This window comes from Salmonella sp. GDC200615, from assembly GCF_050574145.1.
Lineage (GTDB): Bacteria > Pseudomonadota > Gammaproteobacteria > Enterobacterales > Enterobacteriaceae > Salmonella > Salmonella enterica.
Genome location: NZ_CP192247.1, coordinates 1,310,235 through 1,336,355 on the forward strand (window position 1 = coordinate 1,310,235; position 26,121 = coordinate 1,336,355).

Annotated in this window: 18 protein-coding genes and 4 pseudogenes; 12 read left to right on the forward strand and 10 right to left on the reverse strand. The window is 54.2% G+C overall.

All coding sequences use genetic code 11. The features are described 5' to 3' along the window. The first annotated feature begins 67 nt into the window (after nt 1-67). Both ACQ29O_RS06015 and ACQ29O_RS06020 read left to right on the forward strand, forming a co-directional pair. Entirely contained in the window at nt 68-1,336 is a 1,269-nt protein-coding gene (locus tag ACQ29O_RS06015; protein WP_000200859.1) for a GntP family permease, read from the forward strand. Nucleotides 1,337-1,341: 5 nt separating this feature from the next. Then, nucleotides 1,342-2,481 carry a glycerate kinase gene (locus ACQ29O_RS06020; RefSeq protein WP_253336163.1) on the forward strand — a complete coding sequence of 380 codons (1,140 nt, stop codon included), beginning with the start codon at nt 1,342-1,344 and terminating at the stop codon, nt 2,479-2,481. 46 nt (nt 2,482-2,527) lie between these two features. Here ACQ29O_RS06020 and bcp read toward each other — a convergent pair whose 3' ends face one another. Together bcp and ACQ29O_RS06030 are read right to left on the reverse strand one after the other, a co-directional pair. After that, nucleotides 2,528-2,998 carry a thioredoxin-dependent thiol peroxidase gene (gene bcp, locus ACQ29O_RS06025; protein ID WP_001068686.1) on the reverse strand — a complete coding sequence of 157 codons (471 nt, stop codon included), beginning with the start codon at nt 2,996-2,998 and terminating at the stop codon, nt 2,528-2,530. Further along, the gene (locus ACQ29O_RS06030; RefSeq protein WP_020936853.1) at nt 2,998-3,570 is read right to left on the reverse strand and encodes a glycine cleavage system transcriptional repressor; all 573 of its coding nucleotides are present in this window, start codon (nt 3,568-3,570) and stop codon (nt 2,998-3,000) included. Before ACQ29O_RS06030 ends, bcp begins: the two co-directional genes overlap by 1 nt. A 145-nt stretch (nt 3,571-3,715) precedes the next feature. Between ACQ29O_RS06030 and dapA the strand changes: the two genes are divergently transcribed. From dapA to tmcA, 5 genes are all read left to right on the forward strand, one after another. Next, complete coding sequence (gene dapA / locus ACQ29O_RS06035; protein WP_000494019.1) at nt 3,716-4,594, forward strand: 4-hydroxy-tetrahydrodipicolinate synthase; 879 nt, start codon at nt 3,716-3,718, stop codon at nt 4,592-4,594. 16 nt (nt 4,595-4,610) lie between these two features. Continuing rightward, nucleotides 4,611-5,645, forward strand: coding sequence for an outer membrane protein assembly factor BamC (bamC, locus tag ACQ29O_RS06040; protein ID WP_000331868.1), 1,035 nt, complete (start codon nt 4,611-4,613; stop codon nt 5,643-5,645). Nucleotides 5,646-5,819: 174 nt separating this feature from the next. Further along, nucleotides 5,820-6,533, forward strand: a complete 714-nt coding sequence (purC, locus tag ACQ29O_RS06045) for a phosphoribosylaminoimidazolesuccinocarboxamide synthase (RefSeq protein WP_001171630.1) — start codon at nt 5,820-5,822, stop codon at nt 6,531-6,533. Nucleotides 6,534-6,663: 130 nt separating this feature from the next. After that, entirely contained in the window at nt 6,664-7,527 is an 864-nt protein-coding gene (gene ypfJ, locus ACQ29O_RS06050) for a KPN_02809 family neutral zinc metallopeptidase (protein ID WP_001267523.1), read from the forward strand. Between the two features lie 15 nt (nt 7,528-7,542). Then, nucleotides 7,543-9,561: a tRNA cytosine(34) acetyltransferase TmcA gene (gene tmcA, locus ACQ29O_RS06055; protein ID WP_001279809.1), complete on the forward strand. Its 2,019-nt coding sequence runs from the start codon at nt 7,543-7,545 to the stop codon at nt 9,559-9,561. 26 nt (nt 9,562-9,587) lie between these two features. On the opposite strand, the gene ACQ29O_RS06060 is transcribed toward tmcA, so the two are convergent. Genes ACQ29O_RS06060 through ACQ29O_RS06070 form a run of 3 tightly spaced genes read right to left on the reverse strand, consistent with a single transcriptional unit; the run spans nt 9,588 to nt 11,303 of the window. Beyond that, complete coding sequence (locus tag ACQ29O_RS06060; RefSeq protein ID WP_000383842.1) at nt 9,588-9,788, reverse strand: YpfN family protein; 201 nt, start codon at nt 9,786-9,788, stop codon at nt 9,588-9,590. Between the two features lie 27 nt (nt 9,789-9,815). Next, entirely contained in the window at nt 9,816-10,943 is a 1,128-nt protein-coding gene (gene dapE / locus ACQ29O_RS06065; RefSeq protein ID WP_001277827.1) for a succinyl-diaminopimelate desuccinylase, read from the reverse strand. A gap of 3 nt (nt 10,944-10,946) precedes the next feature. Next, complete coding sequence (locus ACQ29O_RS06070; RefSeq protein WP_000631922.1) at nt 10,947-11,303, reverse strand: ArsC family reductase; 357 nt, start codon at nt 11,301-11,303, stop codon at nt 10,947-10,949. A gap of 412 nt (nt 11,304-11,715) precedes the next feature. Here ACQ29O_RS06070 and ypfM point away from each other — a divergent pair, with 412 nt between their 5' ends. Continuing rightward, a complete protein-coding gene (ypfM, locus tag ACQ29O_RS06075) occupies nt 11,716-11,775 on the forward strand; it encodes a protein YpfM (protein WP_001386977.1) in 60 nt (19 codons plus the stop codon). A 101-nt stretch (nt 11,776-11,876) separates the two neighbouring features. Here the strand turns inward: ypfM and acrD are convergent. Together acrD and narQ are read right to left on the reverse strand one after the other, a co-directional pair. Then, nucleotides 11,877-14,990, reverse strand: a pseudogene (gene acrD, locus ACQ29O_RS06080) (multidrug efflux RND transporter permease AcrD). A gap of 184 nt (nt 14,991-15,174) precedes the next feature. Continuing rightward, nucleotides 15,175-16,875 (reverse strand): nitrate/nitrite two-component system sensor histidine kinase NarQ, encoded by a 1,701-nt coding sequence (gene narQ, locus ACQ29O_RS06085; RefSeq protein WP_001747084.1) that lies wholly within the window; start codon nt 16,873-16,875, stop codon nt 15,175-15,177. 185 nt (nt 16,876-17,060) lie between these two features. Here narQ and aegA point away from each other — a divergent pair. Further along, nucleotides 17,061-19,012: pseudogene (aegA, locus tag ACQ29O_RS06090) on the forward strand (formate-dependent uric acid utilization protein AegA). 448 nt (nt 19,013-19,460) lie between these two features. Here the strand turns inward: aegA and pbp4b are convergent. Continuing rightward, a pseudogene (gene pbp4b, locus ACQ29O_RS06095) lies at nt 19,461-20,759 on the reverse strand (penicillin binding protein PBP4B). A 203-nt stretch (nt 20,760-20,962) separates the two neighbouring features. Here pbp4b and nudK point away from each other — a divergent pair. The 3 genes and pseudogenes from nudK to ACQ29O_RS06110 all read left to right on the forward strand — a co-directional run bounded on the left by nudK (nt 20,963) and on the right by ACQ29O_RS06110 (nt 23,063). Next, nucleotides 20,963-21,538 (forward strand): GDP-mannose pyrophosphatase NudK, encoded by a 576-nt coding sequence (gene nudK / locus ACQ29O_RS06100; RefSeq protein WP_000084037.1) that lies wholly within the window; start codon nt 20,963-20,965, stop codon nt 21,536-21,538. 124 nt (nt 21,539-21,662) lie between these two features. Next, entirely contained in the window at nt 21,663-22,706 is a 1,044-nt protein-coding gene (locus tag ACQ29O_RS06105; RefSeq protein WP_001270676.1) for a DUF1176 domain-containing protein, read from the forward strand. Between the two features lie 127 nt (nt 22,707-22,833). After that, nucleotides 22,834-23,063: pseudogene (locus ACQ29O_RS06110) on the forward strand (hypothetical protein). A 62-nt stretch (nt 23,064-23,125) separates the two neighbouring features. Here ACQ29O_RS06110 and tkt read toward each other — a convergent pair. Beyond that, nucleotides 23,126-25,126, reverse strand: coding sequence for a transketolase (gene tkt / locus ACQ29O_RS06115; protein WP_020936855.1), 2,001 nt, complete (start codon nt 25,124-25,126; stop codon nt 23,126-23,128). A 19-nt stretch (nt 25,127-25,145) separates the two neighbouring features. Continuing rightward, nucleotides 25,146-26,096, reverse strand: a complete 951-nt coding sequence (gene tal, locus ACQ29O_RS06120; RefSeq protein WP_001072446.1) for a transaldolase — start codon at nt 26,094-26,096, stop codon at nt 25,146-25,148. Nucleotides 26,097-26,121: the final 25 nt, after the last annotated feature.

Sequence of the window (26,121 nt, forward strand, 5' to 3'; positions counted from 1 at the left end):
AAGCTCCAGCGGATTTTTAGGCGGTTTTTTCCATACTGCGCGCTCCATGTTAAAGGAGGCGCAGTATATGACGTCGATATCCACCCTGGGAGCCATTGCCGCATTGGTTGTGGCCATCGTATTAATTTTAAGAAAAGTGTCGCCAGCCTACGGCATGATGGCGGGCGCGCTGGTCGGCGGTTTGATTGGCGGCGCCGATCTTCTGCAAACCGTGTCGCTGATGGTGTCAGGCGCGCAGGGCATCGTTAATGCCGTATTGCGTATTCTGGCCGCAGGCGTACTGGCGGGCGTATTAATTGAGTCCGGGGCGGCGAATACGATTGCTGAGACGATTGTCCGCAAAGTGGGGGAAACCCGGGCGTTATTGGCATTAGCCATTGCCACACTATGTCTGACCGCCGTCGGCGTATTTATTGATGTGGCGGTGATTACCGTCGCGCCGATTGCGCTGTCGATTGCGCGTAATGCAGGCCTGTCAAAAAGCGCTATTCTGCTGGCGATGGTCGGCGGCGGCAAAGCGGGTAACGTGATGTCACCCAACCCGAACGCTATTGCCGCCTCCGATGCGTTTCATGTTCCTCTTACCTCTATTATGCTGGCGGGCGTGGTTCCGGGCATCGTTGGGCTTATTATCGCCTATCTGTTAGCGAAACGCCTGAATAATAAAGGCGCGGGCGTCGCCGATCATGAAGTGACTCACCATGATGACTCCGTCGCCAGACCCGGTTTTCTGGTGGCGATTAGCGCGCCGCTGGTCGCTATTTTCCTGCTTTCTCTCCGTCCGTTTGCCGGCATTTCCATTGACCCGTTAATTGCCCTGCCCGTAGGGGGATTGGTCGGTCTGCTGTTGATGGGACGCGCGCGCCACTGTAACCAGTACATGGTCGCTGGTCTGATGCGTATGGCGCCTGTCGCTATTATGTTGCTGGGAACCGGTACGCTGGCCGGCATTATCGCTAATTCCGAACTTAAAGATGTCCTGATTCATGGCCTCACCGCTTCGGGATTGCCATCCTGGCTGCTGGCGCCCGTGTCTGGCGCCATGATGTCAATGGCGACGGCCTCAACCACGGCGGGAACGGCGGTGGCGTCTGGCGTTTTCTCTCCCACGTTACTTGAACTTGGCGTTTCCGCCCTGGCGGGAGCCGCTATGATCCATGCGGGCGCCACGGTGCTGGACCATCTGCCGCACGGCAGCTTTTTCCACGCGACGGGCGGCAGCGTCAATATGCAAATTCATGAACGTTTAAAGCTAATGCCGTATGAAACGCTGGTGGGGTTAGCCATTACCTTTATTTCTACTCTGATGTTCGGTTTCTTTGGTTTTGCAGGATAATCCCTATGAAAATTGTTATTGCTCCTGATTCATTTAAAGAAAGTTTGTCCGCAATGGCGGTCGCTGAGGCGATAGAAAAGGGGTTCCGCGAAATTTATCCTGACGCCGACTACGTTAAAGTGCCCATGGCGGATGGCGGGGAAGGAACCGTACAATCAATGGTGGAGGCCAGCGGCGGGCGTTATATTGACCAGTGGGTACAAGGCCCGCTAGGGCAACCGGTGGCCGCGCGCTGGGGAATGCTGGGCGATAGCGATACCGCCGTGATTGAAATGGCGGCGGCATCCGGGCTGCATCACGTTTCGCCTGAATTGCGCAACCCGCTTAATACCACCAGCTACGGCACCGGCGAGTTAATCGTCGCGGCGCTGGAGCGTGGCGTAAAGCGTATTATTCTGGGAATTGGCGGCAGCGCGACGAATGACGGCGGCGCGGGGATGATGCAGGCGCTTGGCGTTATATTGCGCGATAAACAGGGGCGCTCGCTTTCTCCGGGCGGCGAGGCGCTGGCGGCGCTGGCCTCTATCGATCTGTCCGGTTGTCACCCATTGCTGCGTAAGGTATCGATAACCGTGGCGTGCGATGTCAACAATCCGCTGTGTGGTCCCCAGGGCGCATCGGCCATTTTTGGCCCACAAAAAGGGGCGACAGCGGAAATGGTGAACACCCTGGACGCGGCGCTGGAAAACTGGGGCCGACATATTTATCAGGCTACGGGGCGTGAGGTGATTAATGCTCCCGGCGCGGGCGCGGCAGGTGGAGTGGGCGCCGCGCTTTTAGGATTGCTCAATGCGGAATTACGCGCCGGCGTAGAGATTGTCGTGGAAACGCTACAGCTTGAGCAGGCGGTTAAAGATGCCGATCTGGTGATTACCGGAGAAGGGCGGCTGGACAGCCAAAGTATTTGCGGCAAGACGCCGATTGGCGTCGCCAGAGTGGCGAAGCGGTATCATAAACCGGTTATCGCGCTCGCCGGTGGGCTGCAACACGATCATCACGTTGTGTATCAACAGGGTATCGATGCAGCGCTGTCGATTTTGTCGCATATCGTTACGCTGCCGGAAGCCTTACACGAGGCGGAATATAACCTGAGCCTGTCGGCGCGCAATGTGGCGGCGATATGGCGTCTGGCGCGGCAAGCCTGACGGCGCATTCCCTTTCCAGGCCGCACATCAGCGCGGCCTGAGGCTTTTACGCGTTTTCTTTCAGCCAGTTCAGCACCACATCATGGTGATTGCTGGTTTTAAAATCATTAAAGACGTGTTCAATCTTACCATCAGCGTCAATCAAAAAGCTGATGCGGTGAATGCCGTCATACGTTTTGCCCATAAACGACTTTTCGCCCCAGACGCCGAACTGTTCACACACCTGATGGTTTTCATCGGACAAAAGGGTAAAGTTCAGCAGCTCTTTTTCAGCGAAACGGGAGAGTTTTTCAGGTTTATCGGTGCTGATGCCCAGCACGTCCACGCCTGCTTTTTTGAGCTCGTCCATGTTATCGCGTAAGCCGCAGGCCTGCACGGTACAGCCGGGTGTCATGGCTTTTGGGTAGAAATAAACCAGAACGCGCTGTCCCTGGAAGTCGGTCAAATTTACTTGTTCCCCGTCTTGATCCGGCAAGCTAAATTTCGGTGCGATATCACCGGCTTTCAGTGGATTCATTACTTAACTCCATCCTGTTCATCATGTTGTGAGTAATTGACGAAGTTTATACTGCCTTGCGCATTGAGTTCTGTACATAGTGCTTTAAAGGCTTGCTCAATATTTGCGGAATTTTGCGACGCCGGGCTATGTGCGGTGATTTGAATAAATAATTGCGCAGCTTTATCACCTTCAGCCGGCTGCGTGCGGGAGACCAGCTCCGCAATATTCATTTCATGACTATTAAACAGCGCGGTGAATCGCTCAATTAAATGCGGGGAGTCGGCGACCTCAACCTGAACCCATACCGTCGCGGGCATTGCCGGGCGGGGGCGGTCGGACGTCCGTTTCATCACAATCAGCAGATCCAGCTCCGCGCCTTTTAACGGCAATGTCGATTCAATCAAGGTAATCGCGTTCCACGTGCCGGACAACAGCATAATAAACGTGAATTCATCGCCCAGCATCGCCAGTCGGCTGTCTTCGATATTACAGCCGCAACTGCTGACATGGCGAGTAATGGTATTCACAATACCGGGCCTGTCGGCGCCCAGCGCAGTGATAACCAAATAGTGTTGTGATGACGGTGTCAAACCAGTTATTCCTTTGAGCGGTGAGGTAATCTTAAGGAAACCATAAAAAAAACCTGCATACAACAATCAGAACGGCTTTGGTCGCTTGCTTTTATTGCCATACCAAACGTACCATTGAGGGACTTGTTTGCACAGAGGATGGCCCATGTTCACGGGAAGTATTGTCGCGCTTGTTACGCCGATGGATGAGAAAGGTAACGTCAGTAGGTCTTGCCTGAAAAAACTCATTGATTATCATGTCGCCAACGGTACCTCGGCGATTGTTTCGGTTGGCACTACCGGCGAGTCTGCCACGCTAAGCCATGATGAACATGGCGATGTCGTGATGATGACGCTGGAACTGGCTGACGGACGTATTCCGGTTATCGCCGGCACGGGCGCAAACGCGACCGCGGAAGCGATTAGCCTGACGCAGCGTTTTAACGATAGCGGCATTGTTGGCTGCCTGACGGTAACGCCGTACTACAATCGCCCCACGCAGGAAGGTTTGTTCCAGCATTTCAAAGCCATCGCGGAACACACTGACTTGCCGCAAATTCTGTATAATGTGCCGTCCCGTACCGGTTGCGACATGTTGCCGGAAACCGTGGGTCGTCTGGCGGAAATAAAAAATATTATCGCTATCAAAGAGGCGACAGGGAACTTAACCCGCGTTCACCAGATCAAAGAGCTGGTTTCAGACGATTTTATTCTGCTTAGCGGTGATGACGCGTCTGCGCTGGACTTTATGCAACTGGGTGGTCATGGCGTGATTTCCGTTACGGCTAACGTAGCGGCGCGCGATATGGCTGACATGTGCAAACTGGCGGCGGAAGGGCAATTTGCCGAGGCGCGCGCTATCAACCAGCGTCTGATGCCGTTACACAACAAACTATTTGTCGAACCCAATCCTATCCCGGTGAAATGGGCATGTAAGGCATTGGGTCTTGTGGCGACCGACACGCTGCGCCTGCCAATGACGCCTATCACAGACCATGGTCGTGACATCGTCAAAGCAGCGCTTCAGCATGCTGGCCTGCTGTAAAGTTTAGGGAGATTTGATGGCTTACTCAGTACAAAAGTCGCGCCTGGCGAAGGTTGCGGGTGTTTCGCTTGTTTTGCTGCTCGCTGCCTGTAGTTCCGATTCGCGCTACAAGCGCCAGGTAAGCGGCGATGAATCCTATCTGGATGCCGCGCCGCTTGCTGAACTTCACGCCCCGGCAGGAATGATCCTGCCGATAATGACCGGCGACTACGTTATTCCGGTCACGAAGGGGAGCGGCGCGGTTGGTAAGGCGTTGGATATCCGTCCGCCAGCGCAGCCGTTAGCGTTAGTGAGCGGCGCGCGTACCCAGTTCTCTGGCGATACCGCTACGCTATTGGTGGAAAATGGTCGTAGCAGCACGCTGTGGCCGCAAGTCGTCAGCGTGATTCAGGCGAAAAATTATCCGATTGAAAAACGTGACGATGCCAGCCAGACCCTGACGACCGATTGGGTGAACTGGAACCGCCTGGATGAAGACGAACAGTATCGTGGACGTTATCAAATCTCGGTGAAGCCGCAGGGCTATCAGCAGGCGGTAACGGTAAAACTGGTTAATCTGGAACAGGCTGGCAAGCCGGTCGCTGACGCGGCGTCGCTGCAGCGCTATAGCACGGAAATGATGAACGTCATTTCCGCCGGTCTGGATAAGACCGCTGCGGATGCGGCAAATGCCGCGCAGAACCGTTCCGCCGCAACGATGGATGTGCAGAGCGCCGCTGATGATACCGGTTTACCTATGCTGGTCGTTCGCGGTCCGTTCAACCTCGTGTGGCAACGCCTCCCGGCCGCGCTGGAAAAAGTGGGCATGAAAGTCACCGACAGCACTCGCTCTCAGGGCAGCATGGCGGTAACGTACAAACCGTTGTCTGACAGCGACTGGCGGGATCTGGGCGCTAGCGACCCGGGCCTGGCATCCGGAGACTATAAATTGCAGGTCGGCGATTTAGATAACCGCAGCAGCTTGCAGTTTATCGATCCTAAGGGGCATACTCTGACGCAAAGCCAGAACGACGCGCTGGTTGCCGTCTTCCAGGCAGCGTTCAACAAGTAATTTAACAGGGCTGGAGTAATCCGGCCCTTTTTTCTGATAAGATACGCAAACGTGTGCGTCGGTACAAAAACGCGATTTAACCGCTATTTCGCACCACAATTACAGGCCGACGTCTCCGGCAGGCGTAGCAGGAAATGAATACTTATCGTTAATTCACACCCAGGAGTGTTAAAGATGCAAAAGCAAGCTGAGTTGTATCGTGGTAAAGCGAAAACCGTATACAGCACGGAAAACCCGGACCTGTTGGTGCTCGAATTCCGCAATGATACGTCAGCAGGGGATGGCGCGCGCATTGAACAGTTTGATCGCAAGGGCATGGTAAATAACAAATTCAACCATTTCATTATGACCAAACTGGCCGAGGCGGGCATCCCGACCCAGATGGAACGTTTGCTGTCTGATACCGAGTGTCTGGTGAAGAAGCTGGAGATGGTGCCGGTTGAATGTGTGGTGCGCAACCGTGCGGCAGGGTCGCTGGTCAAGCGTCTGGGCGTGGAAGAAGGCATGGAGCTTAACCCGCCGATCTTCGATCTGTTCCTGAAAAACGACGCGCTGCACGACCCGATGGTGAATAGTTCCTACTGTGAAACGTTCGGTTGGGTAAGTCAGGAAAATCTGGCGCGTATGAAAGAGCTAACCTACAAAGCCAACGACGTACTGAAAAAACTGTTTGATGACGCGGGTCTTATCCTAGTGGATTTCAAACTGGAGTTTGGCCTGTATAAAGGCGAAGTGGTGCTGGGCGATGAGTTTTCGCCGGACGGCAGCCGCCTGTGGGATAAAGAGACGCTGGACAAAATGGACAAAGACCGCTTCCGCCAGAGTCTGGGCGGTCTGATTGAAGCCTATGAAGCCGTCGCGCATCGCCTGGGCGTGAAATTAGATTAATTCCGCTTCTGACCGGGGGGCAACCGCTCTCCGGTATCATCCTTTCCTCATTCTGATAGCGTTTACCTGTGGTAATCCTGCGCCTGACCGCCTACGATCATCTGTATAACAAAGAGAGAATGAGGTGATTATGCGCTGGCAAGGGCGTCGTGAAAGTAACAATGTAGAGGACAGACGTAATCGGCCAGGCGGCCCCTCGCTGGGTGGTCCTGGCTTTCGTCTTCCGCGCGGAAAAGGCGGCATCATTCTGTTGGTGGTGGTGTTGGTCGCAGGGTACTATGGGGTGGATTTAACCGGTCTGTTGACCGGTCAGCCGGTTTCGCAGCAGCAGTCGACGCGTTCGATAAGCCCCAATGATGATGAAGCGGCAAAATTTACCTCGGTGATTCTGGCGACGACCGAAGATACCTGGGGGCAACTCTTTCAAAAAATGGGGCGCGGCTATCAGCAGCCAAAACTGGTGATGTACCGTGGTATGACGCGCACCGGCTGTGGTGCGGGTCAGTCCGTGATGGGGCCGTTTTACTGCCCGGCGGACGGCACCGTCTATATCGATCTCTCATTTTACGATGATATGAAAAATAAGCTGGGCGCGGACGGTGATTTTGCTCAGGGTTATGTCATCGCCCACGAAGTCGGCCACCACGTACAAAAACTGTTAGGTATTGAGCCTAAAGTACGCCAGTTACAGCAAAACGCGTCGCAAACGGAGGTGAATCGCCTTTCGGTGCGCATGGAGCTACAGGCGGATTGCTTTGCCGGCGTGTGGGGACACAGTATGCAGCAGCAAGGTGTACTGGAGGCGGGCGATCTGGAAGAGGCGCTCAATGCCGCACAGGCTATCGGCGACGATCGCTTACAGCAACAGGGGCAGGGGCGCGTCGTGCCGGATAGTTTTACCCACGGCACCTCAGAACAGCGCTACAGCTGGTTTAAGCGTGGATTTGACAGCGGTGACCCGGCGCAATGTAATACGTTTGGCAAAAACTTTTGATAAACCGGGGCAGGGATGTCTGATATCGATGCGCTACAGGCGTTAACGTCGCAAATGACACAGGAAGGCATTCGCCGTTTACTGGTCATCAGCGGCGATGCGGCGTGGTGCCGGGAGCGGGCCGAGGCGATACGCGCTGCATTGCCCGGTGACTGGCTGTGGGTCGCGCCTGACGCGCCCGCCCAGCCGTGCTGTACGCCACAGGCGTTACAAACGCTGCTGGGCCGTGAATTCCGTCATGCGATATTTGATGCCTGGCAGGGCTTTGACGCCGCAGCGTTTGCCGCCCTGAGCGGGACCTTGCAGGCCGGAAGCTGGCTGCTTCTGCTGATGCCGCCGTACGAGACGTGGGAAAGCCGGCCTGATACCGATTCACTGCGCTGGAGCGACTGCGCGCAGCCTATCCCCACACCGCAGTTTGCACAGCATCTTAAACGGACTCTCTCCCGCGATCCGCAAACGCTGCTTTGGCGACAGCACCAGCCGTTTTGCTGGCCATCTTATCCTTTCCGTGGACGCTGGCGACCCGCCACCGGCGAGCCGCAGCCGGAGCAGGCGGCTATCTTATCGCGTTTACGTGAAATGCTGCCCGGCGTGGCGACGGTGATTGCCCCCCGTGGGCGCGGCAAATCGGCGCTGGCCGGGCAATTCATCTCCCGGATGGCGGGCACGGCTATCGTGACCGCACCGGCGAAAACGGCAACGGATATCCTGGCAGCGTTTGCCGGTGAGCGGTTCTGCTTTATGGCGCCGGATGCGTTGCTGGCGAGCGGGGCAAGAGCCGACTGGCTGGTAGTTGACGAGGCGGCGGCAATCCCCGCGCCGCTGCTGCTGCAACTGGTTTCGCGCTTTCCCCGCATACTACTCACCACCACCGTTCAGGGCTACGAAGGCACCGGACGCGGTTTTTTACTTAAGTTTTGCGCCCGTTTTCCGCAGCTTCACCGCTTCACGCTTCGTCAGCCTGTCCGCTGGGCGCCAGAATGCCCGCTGGAAAATATCGTCAGCGAGGCGCTGATATTCGACGATGAAGCGTTTGCGCAGGCGCCACATGGCGCGATAGCAATCTCGGCGTTTTACCAACAGGCCTGGGTGAATACGCCCGCGTTGCCGAGGGCTGTGTATCAGTTACTGTCGGGGGCGCACTATCGTACTTCGCCGCTGGATCTGCGCCGAATGATGGATGCGCCAGGACAGCATTTCTTGCAGGCTACGGCGAATAACCGTGTGGCGGGCGCCCTCTGGCTGGTCGAAGAGGGCGGGTTATCCGCAGAACTCAGTCAGGCTGTATGGTGCGGTTTCCGGCGGCCGCGTGGGAATCTGGTGGCGCAGTCGCTGGCGGCGCACGGTAGCGACCCTTTAGCCGCGACGCTGGTTGGGCGTCGCGTAAGCCGTATCGCAGTGCACCCCGCTCGCCAGCGTGAAGGCATCGGTCAGCAGTTGATTGCCTGCGCGTGCATGCAGGCGGCGCAGTGTGATTATCTTTCCGTCAGCTTCGGCTATACGCCGGAGCTGTGGCGTTTCTGGCAACGCTGCGGCTTTGTACTGGTACGGATGGGCAACCATCGGGAGGCGAGCAGCGGTTGCTATACGGCGATGGCGTTATTGCCGCTGAGCGACGCGGGAAAACGGCTGGCGCAGCAGGAACACCAACGTTTGCGCCGCGATGCGGATATCCTGACGCAGTGGAACGGCGAGGCGATACCGCTGGCGGCGTTAGATGAACAGGCGCTTAATGATGAAGACTGGCGTGAGCTGGTCGGTTTTGCGTTCGCGCACCGTCCGCTACTGACATCGTTAGGTTGCCTGCATCGTTTACTGCAATACAGCGCATTGCCATTACCGGCGCTGAGAGGGCGGCTGGAGGAAAAAGCCAGCGATGCCGAACTGTGCGCCCGGCTACGCATTTCAGGCCGTAAAGCTCTGCTGGCGTTGCAACGTGCGCAGGCGGCGCAGGCGCTGATTGCGTTGGATGCCGGACGAACGCAGCGTTTACGCGACGTAATGCCCGGCGGTGGGGAGCATGCCGGATAGCGATACCTGTCCGGCATTATATCCGGTTACTTTTTCGGCTGATCTTTCTTCGGCCAGTCTTCTTCATCGTCCCACTTATCGTTAAAATCGCGATGCGGGGGCAGCTCAGGTTTATTGGCAAGGAATTTCTTATGGTCGATGCGTTTGAGATCTTTGATCACATTCAGCAGTACGCCTACCAGAAACACCAATACCAGAATCCACCAATATTTTGCCAGCCAGTCCATGCTTATTTCCTCTTACCGGAACGCTCATCAGGCGACGAGCTGTTCCATAATGCGTTGATACATACGGGCCAGTAGCTGGAGATCGGCGGCATTCACACATTCATTAATTTTATGAATGGTGGCGTTCACCGGCCCCAGTTCTACCACCTGCGCTCCCATACGGGCGATAAAACGTCCGTCGGACGTACCGCCCGTCGTCAGTAATTGCGGTTTAATTTCATTATAGTGCTCAATGGCGTTTACCACCGCGTCCACCAGCTTGCCGCGTGCGGTCAGGAACGGCTGGCCGGAAAGCCACCAGTCTACGGTATAGCGTAGCTGATGCTTCTCAAGCAGCGCATGTACCCGCTCTTTGATCATCTCATCGGTCAGTTCCGTGCTGAAACGGAAGTTAAACTGCACGAACAGTTCACCGGGAGTGACATTATTGCTGCCGGTGCCTGCCTGGATATTAGCTACCTGCATGCTGGTGGCCGGGAAAAAGTCATTGCCCCGATCCCACTCGATAGCGACCAGTTCATTAAGAAAAGGCGCGGCGCGATGAACAGGGTTATCCGCCAGATGCGGATAGGCAACGTGCCCCTGAACGCCATGGATAGTGAGGTTACAGGTGAGAGAACCGCGACGCCCGTTTTTGACGACATCGCCCACAATTTCAGTACTGGAAGGTTCGCCGACCAGACAGTAATCCAGCCGCTCGTTACGGGCCATCAGCGCTTCAACCACCTTTACGGTGCCATTTTTTGCGCTGGCTTCTTCATCAGAGGTAATCAAAAATGCGAGGCGGCCCCGGTGATGAGGATGCTGCGCAACAAAACGTTCAGCAGCCACCACCATGGCCGCCAGTGAACCTTTCATATCCGCCGCGCCGCGACCGAACAACATTCCGTCGCGAATCGTAGGTTCAAACGGCGGATTGATCCAGCGATCGACATCGCCAGCCGGTACGACGTCAGTATGCCCGGCGAACGCCAGCGTTTCGCCACGCCCACGCCATGCCCAAAAATTTTGCGTGTCGCCAAAATCCATATGCTCAATGGTAAAACCGATTTTACGCAGGCGTTCAATCATTAATGCCTGACAGCCTGCGTCATCCGGACTCAGGGAGGGGCGACGAATAAGTTGCTGTGTCAGCTCAATAACCGGGCACGACATAGACTACACCTCATCAAAAAACTGCTGATAACGGGATTCACTGAAACCAAGCAGCATAGGCTTCCCGGGCGCGCAGAGCAATGGGCGTTTGATGATTGCCGGCTGTTCAACCATGAGAGCAGCGGCGGAGTCGGCATCGGTAATCCCGCTGCGGTCGCCTTCATCCAGTTTGCGCCATGTTGTGCCGCGCTTATTCAGTAACGGCTGCCAGCCGAGTTCGGCAATAAAGGTATTAAGAAGAGGGAGGTCTATGCCATCCACACGGTAATCGTGAAAACGATAATCAATGCCATGCTCCTCCAGCCAACGGCGCGCTTTTTTGATCGTGTCGCAATTCTTAATGCCATAGAGGGTAATCATATTGAATCCTTTAACGCGAAATTCGAATAAATAATCAATAGTATCGTCTGCGGGATAATAAGTGTGGCTGTTAATGGTTATTTATCCAGCGCTGATCGGCAATCAATATAACATTGTTGAGTGAATGTGAATAATGATTCCAAAACGTTCCAGATGTGGCTTGTTTATAATTCGCGAGGAAAATCCTATTTTGCGCACATGCAATTGATTGTTTTTTAACCCGATTTGATAAAGTAGTAGAAAAGGTATTAATGTTGCTAAATATTGCAGTAAGTCACATAAAATTTACGGCTACAGCGCCATAGTAATATCATAGACAGCATAACCAGAGGATATCGCAACAATCGGTTAAATGAACTTCTCTCTATACCGCTAACTACGTAGAATACCCATAATAATAAGAGAGGCTATTATGATTGAACGTGAACTGGGGAACTGGAAAGATTTTATCGAAGTCATGCTTCGTAAATAAATGCCTGGAAGGCACCGCGCTCCCATAGGGGATAAGAAAAGGCGACTCAACGAAAGTCGCCTTTTTTGTGCCCGACACCTCGTATCAGGCTGGCCGGGAGCTTATTCCGGGCGCGGCTTCAGCGGGAAGCGGCGGCGTATCAGCACGAAAAACAGGGGTACAAAGAAGATAGCCAGAATGGTTGCTGAGATCATTCCCCCCATCACGCCGGTTCCGACAGCATGTTGGCTACCCGAGCCTGCCCCGGTGCTGGTGGCCATCGGCAATACGCCAAAGATAAACGCCAGCGAAGTCATCAGTATCGGTCGCAGGCGCTGGCGGCTGGCGTACAGCGTGGCGTCTAACAGCGCGTGTCCCTTCTGATTCATTTCGTTGGCGAATTCCACAATCAGAATCGCGTTTTTCGCCGAGAGGCCGATAACGGTCAACAGCCCCACCTGGAAGTAAACATCGTTTTCCAGCCCGCGCATCCAGGTAGCGAGTAGCGCGCCAATGACGCCGAGCGGCACAACCAGCATCACCGAGAAGGGCACCGACCAGCTTTCATACAATGCCGCCAGACACAGGAAGACGACTAATAGCGAAATAGCGTACAGCGCGGGCGCCTGCGCGCCGGAGAGCCGTTCCTAGTAAGACATGGCTGTCCATTCCAGGCCAAAACCGCCCGGTAGCTGATGCACCAACGACTCCATGACATCCATTGCAGTCCCGGTACTGACTCCCGGCGCGGCCTCTCCGACAATTTCTACCGCCGAATAGCCGTTATAGCGTTCCAGACGCGGCGAGCCGGTTTCCCAGCGCGAGGTGGCGAAGGCGGAGAAGGGGACCATGCCGCCATCTTTGTTACGGACATACCAAAGATTAATATCATCCGGCAACATACGATATTTCGCTGCGGCCTGAACATAGACCTTCTTCACGCGGCCCCGGTCCATAAAGTCGTTGACGTAGCTCGATCCCCAGGCTGTTTGCAGGGTGTCGTTGATATCGTCAATCGATACGCCCAGCGCCTGCGCTTTTCGTTGGTCAATATCAATTTGCAGTTGCGGGCTGTCGTCCAGGCCGTTGTGGCGCACGCGGGTCAAGGAACTGTTTTTCCCGGCCAGCTCAATGAGTTGATCTCGTGCGACCATCAGCGCGTCATGGCCTGCTCCGGCGTGATCCTGTAATTCCATATCAAAACCGGCGGAGCTGCCCAGACCGCTAATTGCCGGCGGGCTGCTGGCGAAGACGCGAGCTTCTTTAATCTGGTTAAATGCTTTTGTCGCCCGCTCAATAATGGCGAACGAGGAGCCGGTGGTGGGATCGCGCGCGTCCCAGTCTTTCAAGCGAACAAACATGCGCGCGACGTTTTGCCCGTTCCCGCCAGGGCCGGAACCGACCGTCGAGAAGACCGACATAATGTTGTTTTTCTCATGGGTGAAGTAATAGTTTTCAACCTTTTCAACAACTTTCAGGGTCTGCTGTTGCGTAGAGCCGCTCGGTAGCTGGATAGACGTAGTGAACATGCCCCGATCTTCTTGCGGCAGAAAGGAGGTGGGGAGGCGCAAAAACAGGAACACCATTCCGCCAAGCAACAGAACATAAATCAGAATCCAGCGCAGGCTGCGATGCAAAATTTTCGCTACGCCTTTCTCATGACGTTCGGCATTACGATTGAAGGTACGGTTAAACCAGCCGAAAAATCCGCGTTGCCCGTGCTGCTCGCCTTTGTGCAGCGGTTTTAATAACGTTGCGCACAGCGCCGGTGTCAGGATCATGGCGACCAGCACCGACAGCACCATTGCCGAGACAATGGTAATAGAAAACTGACGATAAATTGCCCCGGTGGTACCGCCAAAGAACGCCATCGGCACGAATACCGCAGACAGCACCATCGCGATACCGACCAGCGCCCCCTGGATTTGTCCCATGGATTTGCGCGTCGCTTCACGCGGCGTGAGCCCTTCTTCGCTCATGATACGTTCGACGTTTTCCACCACCACGATGGCATCGTCGACTAGGAGCCCGATTGCCAGCACCATCGCGAACATGGTTAATGTGTTAATACTGTAGCCGAACGCGTAAAGCACGGAGAAGGTGCCCATTAATACTACCGGCACGGCGATCGTCGGAATCAGCGTGGCGCGAAAGTTTTGTAGGAACAGGTACATCACCAGGAAAACCAGCGCGATAGCCTCCAGCAACGTTTTGACCACATCGATAATCGAGGCTTTGACAAAGGAGGTGGTTTCATACGCGATCTTGTATTCCAGGCCGTGAGGGAAGTACTGCGCCAGCTCGTTGAGGCGATCCAGCACCAGCTTCGCGGTCGCCATTTCGTTCGCGCCGGAAGCCAGCTTAACGCCAAGACCGGAAGCCGGATTGCCGTTAAAACGGCTGAGGTAGTCATACTTTTCCGCCCCCAGCTCCACGGTGGCGACATCGCCCAGTTTGACCTCGGAACCGTCCTGATTAACGCGCAGGGTGATATCGCGAAATTGTTGCGGCGTTTGCAGCAGTGACTGCGCATTAATGGTGGCGTTCAGCGCCTGCTTGTCGACCGAAGGCGTACCGCCAAGCTGCCCGACGGCGATTTGCGCATTCTGCGACTCAATCGCATCGGTCACGTCTTTCGTGGTCATCTGAAAACTATTCAATTTGGCCGGATCGAGCCAGATACGCATAGAGTACTGTGAACCATAAGCGTCAATATCGCCGACGCCGTTGACGCGGCTGAGCGGGTCCTGAATATTACTGGCGACGTAGTCGGCGATATCCTGCTTGTCCATAGAACCGTCGGTAGAGACGAAAGCGATGGTCAAAATATTGGTATCGCCCGTTTTGCGTACCGTGACGCCTTGATCCTGTACCGCCTGCGGCAGTTTACGCATCGCGGACTGTAACTGGTTTTGCACCTGCTGAACCGCCTCATCAGGATCGGTTCCCGCAATAAAGCTCAGGGTGATGGTCGCCTGTCCGGTGCCGCTACTTTGTGATGACATGTACATCAGATTATCGAGGCCCGTCATATTCTGCTCAATAACCTGGGTTACGGTATTTTCCAGCGTTTGCGCCGACGCTCCCGGATAATTCGCGGTAATACGTACGTTGGGCGGTGCCAGATCGGGATATTGTTCAACAGGTAAAGAAAAAATGGCTAACGCCCCTGTCAGACACAACAGGATAGCCAGCACCCAGGCAAAAATGGGGCGATCGATAAAAAAATTCGCCATTAAAGGGGAACCTCGTGTTTCTACATATCGTTATAGATTTGAACTGCTTCACTGTAGCGGCAAGCTACGAGCCAAACGTGGAGAAATAAAGGAGATAATGTAAATTATCATGCGCTTTTACAGCATACTTTTTGTGCCAACGCCGGAAAGCCTGACATCTGGCCTTCCGGCGATTTGCCGTTCTTTACGTTAACTGACTCTCTTCCTTGTTGGAGGAGCGAAAACTGATACTGACCAGTGTGCCGCCGCCGGAGGGTTGCGAAAAATTCAGCGTGCCGCCAAGGCGCTCCGCGCGCTCACGCATTATATTCAGACCATAGTGTCCGGCAGGCTCATGCGGTTCGCCGATACCAATGCCATTATCGCGAATATAAACGGTATGATCGCCGTCAGGCGCGGTAACGCAGCTCACGGCGATTTCGCTCGCGTTGGCGTGTTTAATGGCGTTCAGGACCGCTTCACGCACAATTTGCAATAAATGCACCTGCATTTGCGCATCCAGCGCCAGCGTGGGTAAACGGCAATCCAACGTGAGTTTGGCCGGAGTCTGACTCTGTAAATCTTCCAGCATCTCATGCAATGCGGAGGGTAAATCGGCCTGCTGTAACGTCAGACGGAACGTGGTGAGTAGCTCGCGAAGCTGACGGTAGGCGTCGTTCAGCGCTCTGGAAAAATCCGCCATGATGCTTTGCGCGCCGGCGTTATCCTCAGGAATAGCGCGCTTCAAAAGCGTTAACTGAATACGTAAATAAGAAAGTACCTGCGCCAGCGAATCGTGTAGCTCACGGGCAATCGTCGCGCGCTCTTCCATTAACAAAAGTTGCTGGAAGTGTTTTTGCGCCTGATTAAAGTACAAACCACGCCCCAGCATCGTGGAGACGCTGTTCAGCAGCGGCGTAGAGGCATTAACGTTGGGGCTTTGCCAGTGGAGTTCGCCATAGACCGTGTCCTGCATCGTCACTGGCAGCATTTGCATCGGCAGGTCGGGGCTTTGCATGCCTTCGCTAATCCGCCAGTTATCGCCCACGGTTAACTCCAGATACCAGGCGGCGTCATGTTCACGGACAATTTGCAAAATATGGCGAAAACAGTGGACGTCGATTTGGCTGGTATTCAGCGCCTGGGAGCACTGGTATAACACCTCCAGGCGGCGGTGCGCTTCGTGCAGATCGTGCGTTTTTTCTTCCACCGAGGCTTCCAGCGAACGATAAAGTTTATGCAGCTCGCTCGACATCTGACTAAACGTTTTCGCCAACAATCCCAGCTCATTGGGTAAGCTGGTATCCAGCGGCAGCGGGGCGAACTGACCATGTTCAATTCGCTGACTGGCGGTGACCAGTTGATTCAGCGGGCGAACGACCTGCTGGCGAATACGTCGTAGGGTAAAAAAGACCAGCGTAAATATGCCGATACCGCCCGCCAGCGATATGGCGACGACCAGCATGACTTTATGCTCGGCGTAATGCTGTAATGCCAGAACGAAGAGATCAATTTGATCGACGTAATTGTTGATATTGGTCTGATACCAGGCAATGTCGCCGTCCTGTAGGCGGCTATTCATCTCCAGCCAGTTGGCGTGCAGGCGCGCGTAGCGAGTTTTCACCGCCTGCGGCACATACCAGGCGTTGAGATTTTGCAGTACCGGCGAGTTGAGCGCGTGCTGGAAAAGTTGACGATGCGCATTAATCTGCGGGCTACGGCTTTGCAGATCGTAACCCAGCCGATAGCTCTGCATTCGTAGCGAACCGGCGATATTGATCGCTTCGGCATCCCGTAAACTGCTGGTCAGCGTCAGTAATGCGCTGCCGGTGGACAGAATAGACAACAGCACAATATAGAAAAAAGCCTTAGCCAGACTGGCTGAGACCGGGCGTTTAACCGTCACGCTGGCACTCCCCGCATTTAGCTGAATCGCAATTGCATTTGCTTTGAAATAAATTGATCTGCCACAGGTTCTGGACAGATAGTTGTGCTTCCTGGGCAGATGAGCATTGCCGACCCCGCCTTCGTCAGTTAATAACAATGCTCATATAAAGAATAAGGTTTTTACAACCAAAACAGAAGGATGCCATGAATCGTTTTATTATGGCCAATAGCCAGCAGTGTCTGGGCTGCCATGCCTGCGAGGTCGCCTGCGTAATGGCTCACAATGATGAGCGACATGTCCTGACGCCACAGCGCTATCAGCCCCGAATTACTGTCATCAAACATCAGCGCCAGCGCAGCGCGGTTACATGTCACCATTGCGAAGATGCGCCCTGCGCCCGTAGCTGTCCGAACGGCGCAATCGCGCATATTAACGACAGCGTGCAGGTCAATGCGCAGAAGTGTATCGGCTGTAAATCCTGCGTCGTCGCCTGCCCATTCGGCACCATGCAGATGGTATTGACGCCCGTCGCGCCAAACCAGTTCAAAGCCAGCGCGCATAAATGCGATCTGTGTCAGGGACGTGAACAGGGTCCGGCCTGTGTGGAAAATTGCCCGGCGGATGCGCTGCAACTGGTCACCGAAGACTCGTTGACCCGTCTGGCTAAAACGCGACGGCTGCGTACCGCCCGGCAGGAGATTCGCCCCTGGCATACCGTGGATACACAACACAGTGGGACAGCAAGCAGCAAAGTCGAGCGTATGCAGGCGACGCCGCCGCGCGGCGAACCGGATAAACTGGCGATTGAAGCGCGTAAAACCACCTTTGAGGAAATTTATCTGCCGTTTCGCGCCGCGCAGGCGGAGCGTGAAGCGGCCCGCTGCCTCACATGCGGGGAACACAGTATCTGCGAATGGACCTGTCCGCTGCATAACCATATTCCCCAGTGGATCGAACTGGTGAAAGCCGGCGATATTGATGCGGCGGTAGAGCTTTCCCACCAGACCAACTGTCTGCCGGAAATTACCGGGCGCGTCTGTCCGCAGGACCGGCTATGCGAAGGCGCGTGTACACTCCGCGATGAGTATGGCGCGGTTACCATCGGCAACATTGAGCGCTATATCTCCGATCGCGCTCTGAGCAAAGGCTGGCGTCCCGACCTGTCGGACGTACAGAAGAGCGATAAGCGCGTGGCGATTATCGGCGCGGGGCCGGCAGGTCTTGCCTGCGCTGACGTGCTGGCGCGCCATGGCGTAAGCGCCACCGTCTACGATCGCCATCCGGAAATCGGCGGTTTACTCACCTTTGGTATTCCGGCTTTCAAACTGGATAAATCTCTGCTGGCGCGCCGTCGGGAAATCTTCAGCGCGATGGGGATTCGTTTCGAGCTTAACTGCGAAGTAGGGAAAGATATTTCTCTGGAGACGCTGCTGGAGAGTTATGACGCCGTCTTTGTTGGGGTTGGAACCTATCGTTCCATGAAGGCTGATTTACCGAATGAAGATGCGCCGGGGGTATATGATGCGTTGCCATTCCTCATCGCCAATACCAAACAGGTGATGGGGCTTCCGGCGTTGCCTGACGAGCCGTTTATTGATACTGCGGGCCTTAACGTGGTTGTGCTGGGCGGCGGTGACACCGCAATGGACTGCGTACGTACGGCGCTGCGTCATGGCGCTGCTAACGTCACCTGCGCTTATCGCCGCGATGAGGCCAATATGCCGGGGTCGAAAAAAGAGGTGAAAAACGCGCGGGAAGAGGGCGCGAACTTTGAATTTAACGTTCAGCCGGTTGAGTTGGTGCTGGATACGCACGGGCGCGCCAGCGGTATTCGCTGCGGCTTGGCGAACCGGATGGTCAGGGGCGACGCCGCCCGGTACCTGTACCGGACAGCGAGTTCGTGATGCCGGCGGATGCGGTCATTATGGCGTTTGGTTTTCATCCGCATGGTATGTCGTGGCTCGAATCGCATGGCGTGAAGGTGGATAACTGGGGACGTATTGCCGCCAGCGTCGAGAGCGAGTTTCGTTACCAGACGTCCAACCCGAAAATTTTCGCCGGCGGCGATGCGGTGCGCGGCGCCGATCTGGTGGTGACGGCGATGGCAGAAGGCCGACATGCTGCGCAGGGGATACTCGACTGGTTAGCTAAATAAGCGTATTTGTAGGCCGGTTAAGGCCTGGAACGGTTAAATGATTGAGTGATAAAAAATCTTAAACTTATTGGCTAACCTTACTCCGTTTGCAGAAATGTTGACGCTCGCAGGGCTGAACGCCCTGCGATAAACATTTTCCCGTCGGGTCGACGTTTAACAGGCCTGATGAGGCCAATCTTAGTATTGAAAATAGAGTGTAAATTGAAGGAAGGGACGCTATCAGAATCCCTTCTTAGAGCCTATCCCATTAGGGCTATTTTACTTGCCATTTTGGACCTGGGCAGTGCTCGCCAAAACGCATTAGCGTTTTGAACGCCGCTTGCGGCGGCCCGAAGGGCGAGCGTAGCGAGTCAAACCTCACGTACTACGTGTACGCTCCGGTTTTTGCGCGCTGTCCGTGTCCAAACTGGCTGCGCCAATAACGCCTACAGAGATAGGCTCTTAATTTTTATTTTAAGGAACCATATATCTGGTCAACAATCCAGCCATACGTCGCCGCAGGTAATAATCCACTGACAAAAACATTCGGGTTCACTTTAGGATTTGCTACCGGCGAGTGCGGCCTGTTACCTAAAATAACAATCGCCATATGATTAACCGGATCGATAGACGTCAGCGTTCCGGTCCATCCGGTATGTCCATACGTTTGCGGACTGGCTAATACCCCGAACGTTGGGGTCATTGAGGCGTTGCCGTTAACGCGCCACCCCAGACCAAAGGTAGCATCTTCTGGCGAGCGGCGAGTAAACTGCGCAACCGTTTTGTCGTCGAATAGCTTCAGGTTACCGTAGCCGCCCCCATTGAGCATGACTTGCATTAACACAGCCATATCATGGGTGTCAGAAAACAGTCCGGCGTGTCCTGAAACGCCGCCCATTGAGTACCAGGCTTTTTCGTCATGCACCTGGCCCCATAGTGTATTGGTGCGAATATTGGGGAAATGAATCACGCCGTCACGCGTATTGCCGTGTAGTTCCGTTGCGGCGATTTGCGGCGGCGTGAAGCCTTTCATCAGCGGGTTAAAGACGGTATGTTTTAATCCGAGCGGTTTATAAATGGTGGTTTCGACGTAGCGATCTAATGGCATTGCCGTTATCGATTCAATGATAAAACCAAGAATCATATAATCCACGTCGCTGTAGATATGCTTCGACCCAGGTTGATATTCCAGCGGTGTCTTTTTAATCATCTCCAGAGTAGTGCTTTTACTCTGTGAAAATAATTTACCGGCGACGTTTTTATTGGGATATTGTGGGTCGGCAGGAAAGCCCGCGACGTGATGAAGAATATCAATAATGCGGAGTTTATCTTTGCCTTTTATTTTATCCCCAGGCATATCCTTAAAGCCGGGGATATATTTTGATACCAAATCATTGACATCTATTTTTCCTTCATACACTAGTTTTTGCAATGCGAAATTAGTGGCATACATTTTTGTGTTTGAAGCCAGATCATACATCGTGTTAGTGGTCGCCCGAATGGGATGGGCTAACAGCGTGGAACCGTCATATTTTTTGGCATAGCCCTAGGCTTTTTGTAGAACAATATGATTATCTTTTATCACCAGAAGATTGATGCTGGGATATCCGGCATCAATTTGATTTTGAATCCAGCCATCAAGTCGGTGAAGTTTTTGGCTATCAAACCCCACCTGATCAGGGCTCGCGATGGTCAATACCGGATACTCAACGGCAAAAGCTGAAAGGGAAAACGTCAGTAGAACCGTCGCAACGAGAGTAAATTTCATGATGATTCCCTCAGTCTCACTCCGGCCGTCAAATCATATCGCGAGCATGGACTCTGCGGCCCGGAGAAGCAGAATATGGTCATGGCAGTGACAGAAAAATATGGCTGTACATCCGTTCAGTCGGCATTAAGGATTAACCCTTCAGCAGACAAAACCGACCTCACGGCGTAATATTAATGCTCTTTTTACACCCTGGAGCCAGCATGTCGCAAACCATTACGCTTATTAAGGATAAAATTCTTTCTGATAATTATTTTACTCTGCGCAACATTACCTATGACCTGACCCGTCGTAATGGCGAGGTTATCCGTCACAAGCGTGAGGTTTACGATCGCGGGAATGGCGCAACCATTCTGCTTTACAACTCAACTAAAAAAACCGTGGTTCTGGTTCGCCAGTTTCGCGTGGCGACATGGGTCAATGGTAATCAAGACGGTATGTTAATTGAAACCTGCGCTGGCCTGCTTGATAACGACGAGCCGGAGGTCTGTATCCGTAAAGAGGCCATTGAAGAGACAGGGTATGACGTTGGTGAGGTACGCAAGATATTTGAGCTGTATATGTCGCCAGGCGGCGTCACGGAGCTGATTCATTTCTTCATTGCCGAATATCATGATAGCGAGCGTGCCAGCATCGGCGGCGGCGTGGAGGACGAAGAGATTGAGGTGCTTGAACTGCCGTTTTCCCGGGCGCTGGAAATGGTGCGCTCAGGCGAGATTCGGGACGGTAAGACCGTGTTATTGCTTAACTATTTACAGACGTCTCATCTAATGGACTGAAAAAAAAGAAATATATTTCTTTACACAAAAAAGACCAATCCGATAAATCTGATTGAGAACCCTGAGGCGCGCAAGGAAGATACCGCCTTAGCTGTGTTGTTCTGAATCTGGGGTTGTTCCGTTCATGCGCTACCGCGTTATTCTTTTTTGTCTGTTTGGCCTGTTGCCGGTCCAGCTACTGTGGGCTGCGCCAGCGCAACGGACTTTTTCCGACTGGCAGGTCACCTGCAATAACCAAAATTTTTGCGTAGCGCGCAATACTGGCGAACATCATGGGCTGGTGATGACATTAAGCCGCAGCGCCGGGGCGCGTACCGATGCGGTACTGCGTATCGATCGTGGCGGTTTGGCGCCGCCCGACGCTAAAGAAGCCGCAATTGCGCCTCGCTTATTGCTGGATGGCAAACCGCTTTCGTTCAACAGTCCACACTGGCGCGTGTCGCCCTGGCATCTCATGACCGGCGATCCTGCCACCATCACCGCATTTTTACAGACGATTCAGGATGCGCAGGCCATCACCTTAAAAAACGGCGTTCAGACGCTTTCGCTGGCGGGATTAAAAGCGGCATTACTGTTTATCGACGCGCAACAAAAACGTGTGGGCAGCGAAACCGCCTGGATTGAAAAAGGAAACGAACCGCCTCTCAGCGTGCCCCCGGCACCGGCATTAAAGGGGATCGCCGTGATTAATCCAACGCCCGTACCGCTGAGTGAGGAAGAACGCGACGATCTGCTGGACTACGCAGCATGGCGGGTAAACGGCATTCGTTGTTCGCTTGACCCGCTGCGTCGCGAGACGCAGGTCAGCGCGTTGACGGATGGTAAAGCGTTATTGATTGTTAACTGCGAAGCCGGCGCCTATAACACTATTGATCTCGCCTGGGTAGTTTCACGCAAAAAAACGCTCGTCTCGCGCGCCGTACGTTTGCGGCTGCCGTTTAATCGCGGTGTCGAAAGTAATGACATGGAGTTGATGAACTCCTTCTTTGACGAGAAAACGCGTGAACTGGTGACGTTGGCGAAAGGGCGGGGGTTAACCGACTGCGGTATCCAGACGCGCTGGCGTTATGATGGCGATCGTTTTCGTCTGGTGCGTTATGCCGAAGAACCGAGCTGCGATAGCTGGCACGGGCCGGATGCCTGGCCTACGCTGTGGATCACGCGTTGAATCCTGGTTGTTATCCCCTTTTCAGAATAGGGATACACCTATTGAGGTTTCATTTATGGTATAGAGATTGCTACGTTACGGTAGGATTGTTACTTTACCCGATAGCCTCACCACAGCAGGAAATAGTATGAAAATAAATAATGGCCCCGTATTATGCCCCCATTGTGGCTGCCTGAGCGCTTATTATGAAATAGATCGGCTGGCGGCGATAAGAGAAAAAGTGAATAAAGAAGGCGGATCAGCGGCGTGGGATTCAACATTGCAGGCGCATAAAAAAAAGCCTTTTGCCTGATGTGCCATAAATCCATTGATGAGGTCGTCATCGGGCAGTCAGATGCGCCTGAGTCTACGAAGTAATTTTGCACAGCCTACAGAACAGGTCTGCAGACTGTGCAAAGTCTGTGTTGCTAACGCTCGCCTTAGCCTTTGATGTTCAGCACCCGGCGGGCTTTTTCTACAATATTTTCCACGGTAAAGCCAAAATACGGGAACAGTTTGTCAGCCGGGGCGGATTCACCGTATCCCGTCATGCCGATAATTGCGCCTTTTAGGCCAACATATTTATACCAGTAGTCGGCTATACCGGCTTCCACCGCGACGCGGGCGGTCACGTGCGCCGGTAGCACAGATTCGCGATATGCCTCGTCCTGCGCATCGAAAATATCCGTTGAAGGCAACGACACCACGCGAACGTTATGCCCCTCGCCAGTCAATTTTTCCGCCGCCTGGAGGGTAATTTCCATTTCCGATCCGGTAGCGATCAGAATGATATCCGGCTTGCCGCCGCTATCTTTCAGAATATAACCGCCGCGGGCAATCGCTTTCACCTGTTCCGGCGTGCGTTCCACCTGCGCCAGATTTTGCCGCGAGAGAATCAACGCCGTCGGCCCGTGCTGACGTTCAATGGCCAGCTTCCAGCCGACCGCCGCCTCAACCTGATCGCAGGGACGCCAGGTGCTGAAGTTTGGCGTTAAGCGCAGGCTCGCCAGTTGTTCCACGGCCTGGTGCGTCGGGCCATCTTCGCCTAAACCGATGGAGTCGTGGGTATAGACCATAATCTGCCGGGCTTTCATTAAGGCCGCCATACGCGCCGCGTTACGCGCATATTCGACAAACATCAGAAACGTGGCGGTATACGGTACAAAGCCGCCGTGATGGGCGATGCCGTTGGCAATGGCGGTCATGCCGAATTCGCGCACGCCATAGTGAATATAATTACCTGCCGGATCCTCTTTCAACGAGGTCGAACCTTTCCAGATAGTCAGGTTGCTCGGCGCCAGATCCGCCGATCCGCCCAACAGTTCCGGCAACAGGGGACCGTAGGCATTGAGCGTATTTTGCGATGCTTTACGGGTGGCGATTTTGGCCGGATTAGCCTGCAAGTCGTTAATAAATTTTTGCGTGGCGGATTCCCATGCCTCCGGCAGTCCGCCGCTCATCCGGCGGGTAAACTCCGCGGCCAGCTCAGGATAAGCCTTCTCATAAGCAGCAAACTTTTCCTGCCACTGCTGCTGCGCTTTCTCGCCTTTTTCACGGCCATCCCACGCGCGGTAAATTTCTTTTGGGATCTCAAACGCCGGATGATGCCATCCCAGCTTCTGGCGAGTCAGCGCCACCTCTTCTTCGCCCAGCGCCGCGCCGTGCGGCTCCTCCTTCCCGGCTTTATTCGGCGAGCCAAAACCTATCACCGTCCGACAGATAATTAGCGAAGGTTTATCTTTTACGCTCTGGGCTTCGAGAATGGCTTTTTTCACCGCCTCCGGATCGTGCCCGTCAATGTCATATACGACATGCCAGTGGTAGGCTTCAAAACGTTTGGCGGTATCGTCGGTAAACCAGCCTTCGGTTTCGCCATCAATGGAGATGCCGTTGTGATCGTAAAAGCCGATCAGTTTGCCCAGTCCCAGCGTACCAGCCAGCGAACACACCTCATGCGAGATCCCCTCCATCAGACAGCCGTCGCCCATAAAGACATAGGTGTAGTGGTCGACAATCTCATGGTCCGGCCGGTTGAACTGTGCGCCTAACGTACGCTCGGCAATCGCCAGCCCGACGGCATTCGCCAGCCCCTGGCCCAGCGGTCCGGTGGTGGTTTCAACGCCGGGCGTATAGCCAATCTCCGGGTGACCTGGCGTTTTAGAGTGCAGTTGACGGAAGTTTTTTAACTCCTCCAGCGGCAGGTCATAACCGGTTAAATGCAGCAGACTATAGAGCAGCATGGAGGCGTGACCGTTGGAAAGGATAAAACGGTCACGGTCATACCAGGTTGGATCGGTGGGGTTATGTTTAAGAAAATCGTTCCATAGCACTTCAGCGATATCCGCCATCCCCATCGGCGCGCCGGGGTGCCCGGAATTGGCTTTTTGAACGGCATCCATGCTCAGCGCACGAATCGCATTGGCAAGGTCTTTACGGGACATAAATCACTCCATGCAAGGTTTATAGTTTGGCGGCAAGCAGGTCTTCCAGTTTGCGCTGGTCAATGGCAAAAAGACGGATACCTTCCGACAGCTTCTCTACGGCCATCGCGTCCTGATTATGTTCCCAGTGGAACTCCGCTTCCGTCATTGGCGTAGGACGGTGGAACATCTGCGAGGAAGGCACCAGTTTACGGATCACCGGTTCTTCTTTTTCTTTCAGCTCTTTAAGCAGGTTAGGGGAGATAGTCAGTCGATCGCAGCCGGTTAGCGCGAGGATTTGCTCAGTACGGCGGAAACTTGCCCCCATCACGATGGTTTCATAGCGATGCTGTTTAAAGTAATCGTAGATATTGCGTACCGATTTCACGCCGGGATCTTCCTCCACGACATACGGCTCCAGCGGACTACGCGCCTGATACCAGTCGTAAATTCGGCCCACGAACGGAGAGATCAAATAGACGCCCGCTTCGGCGCAGGCGCGCGCCTGGGCAAAAGAGAACAACAACGTCAGGTTGCAATTAATACCCTCTTTTTCGAGCTGCCCGGCGGCGCGGATACCTTCCCAGGTCGCGGCGAGCTTGATCAGAATGCGTGATTTATCAACACCCTGCTGCTGGTAGAGATCCACCAGATGGCGCGCTTTCTCGATACTTTTTTCTTTATCGAACGATAACCGCGCGTCGACTTCAGTGGAGACGCGACCGGGAATACTTTTCAGTATTTCCGCGCCAAAATTAACCGCCAGTTTATCGCTGGCTGCCGCAACCTGCTGTTCCTGCGTACCGCCGTGTTTTTTCCCCCAGGCAATCGCATCCTCAATCAAATGACCATACTGCTCAAGCCCGGCGGCTTTTAACAGTAAAGAGGGATTTGTCGTGGCATCCTGCGGCTGGTAGTGGCGGATGGACTCGATGTCGCCGCTATCGGCGACGACGGTAGTGAATTGTTTGATGCCGTCTAGCTGGTTCATAGGAAATACTCCTTGAAAAGTAAAG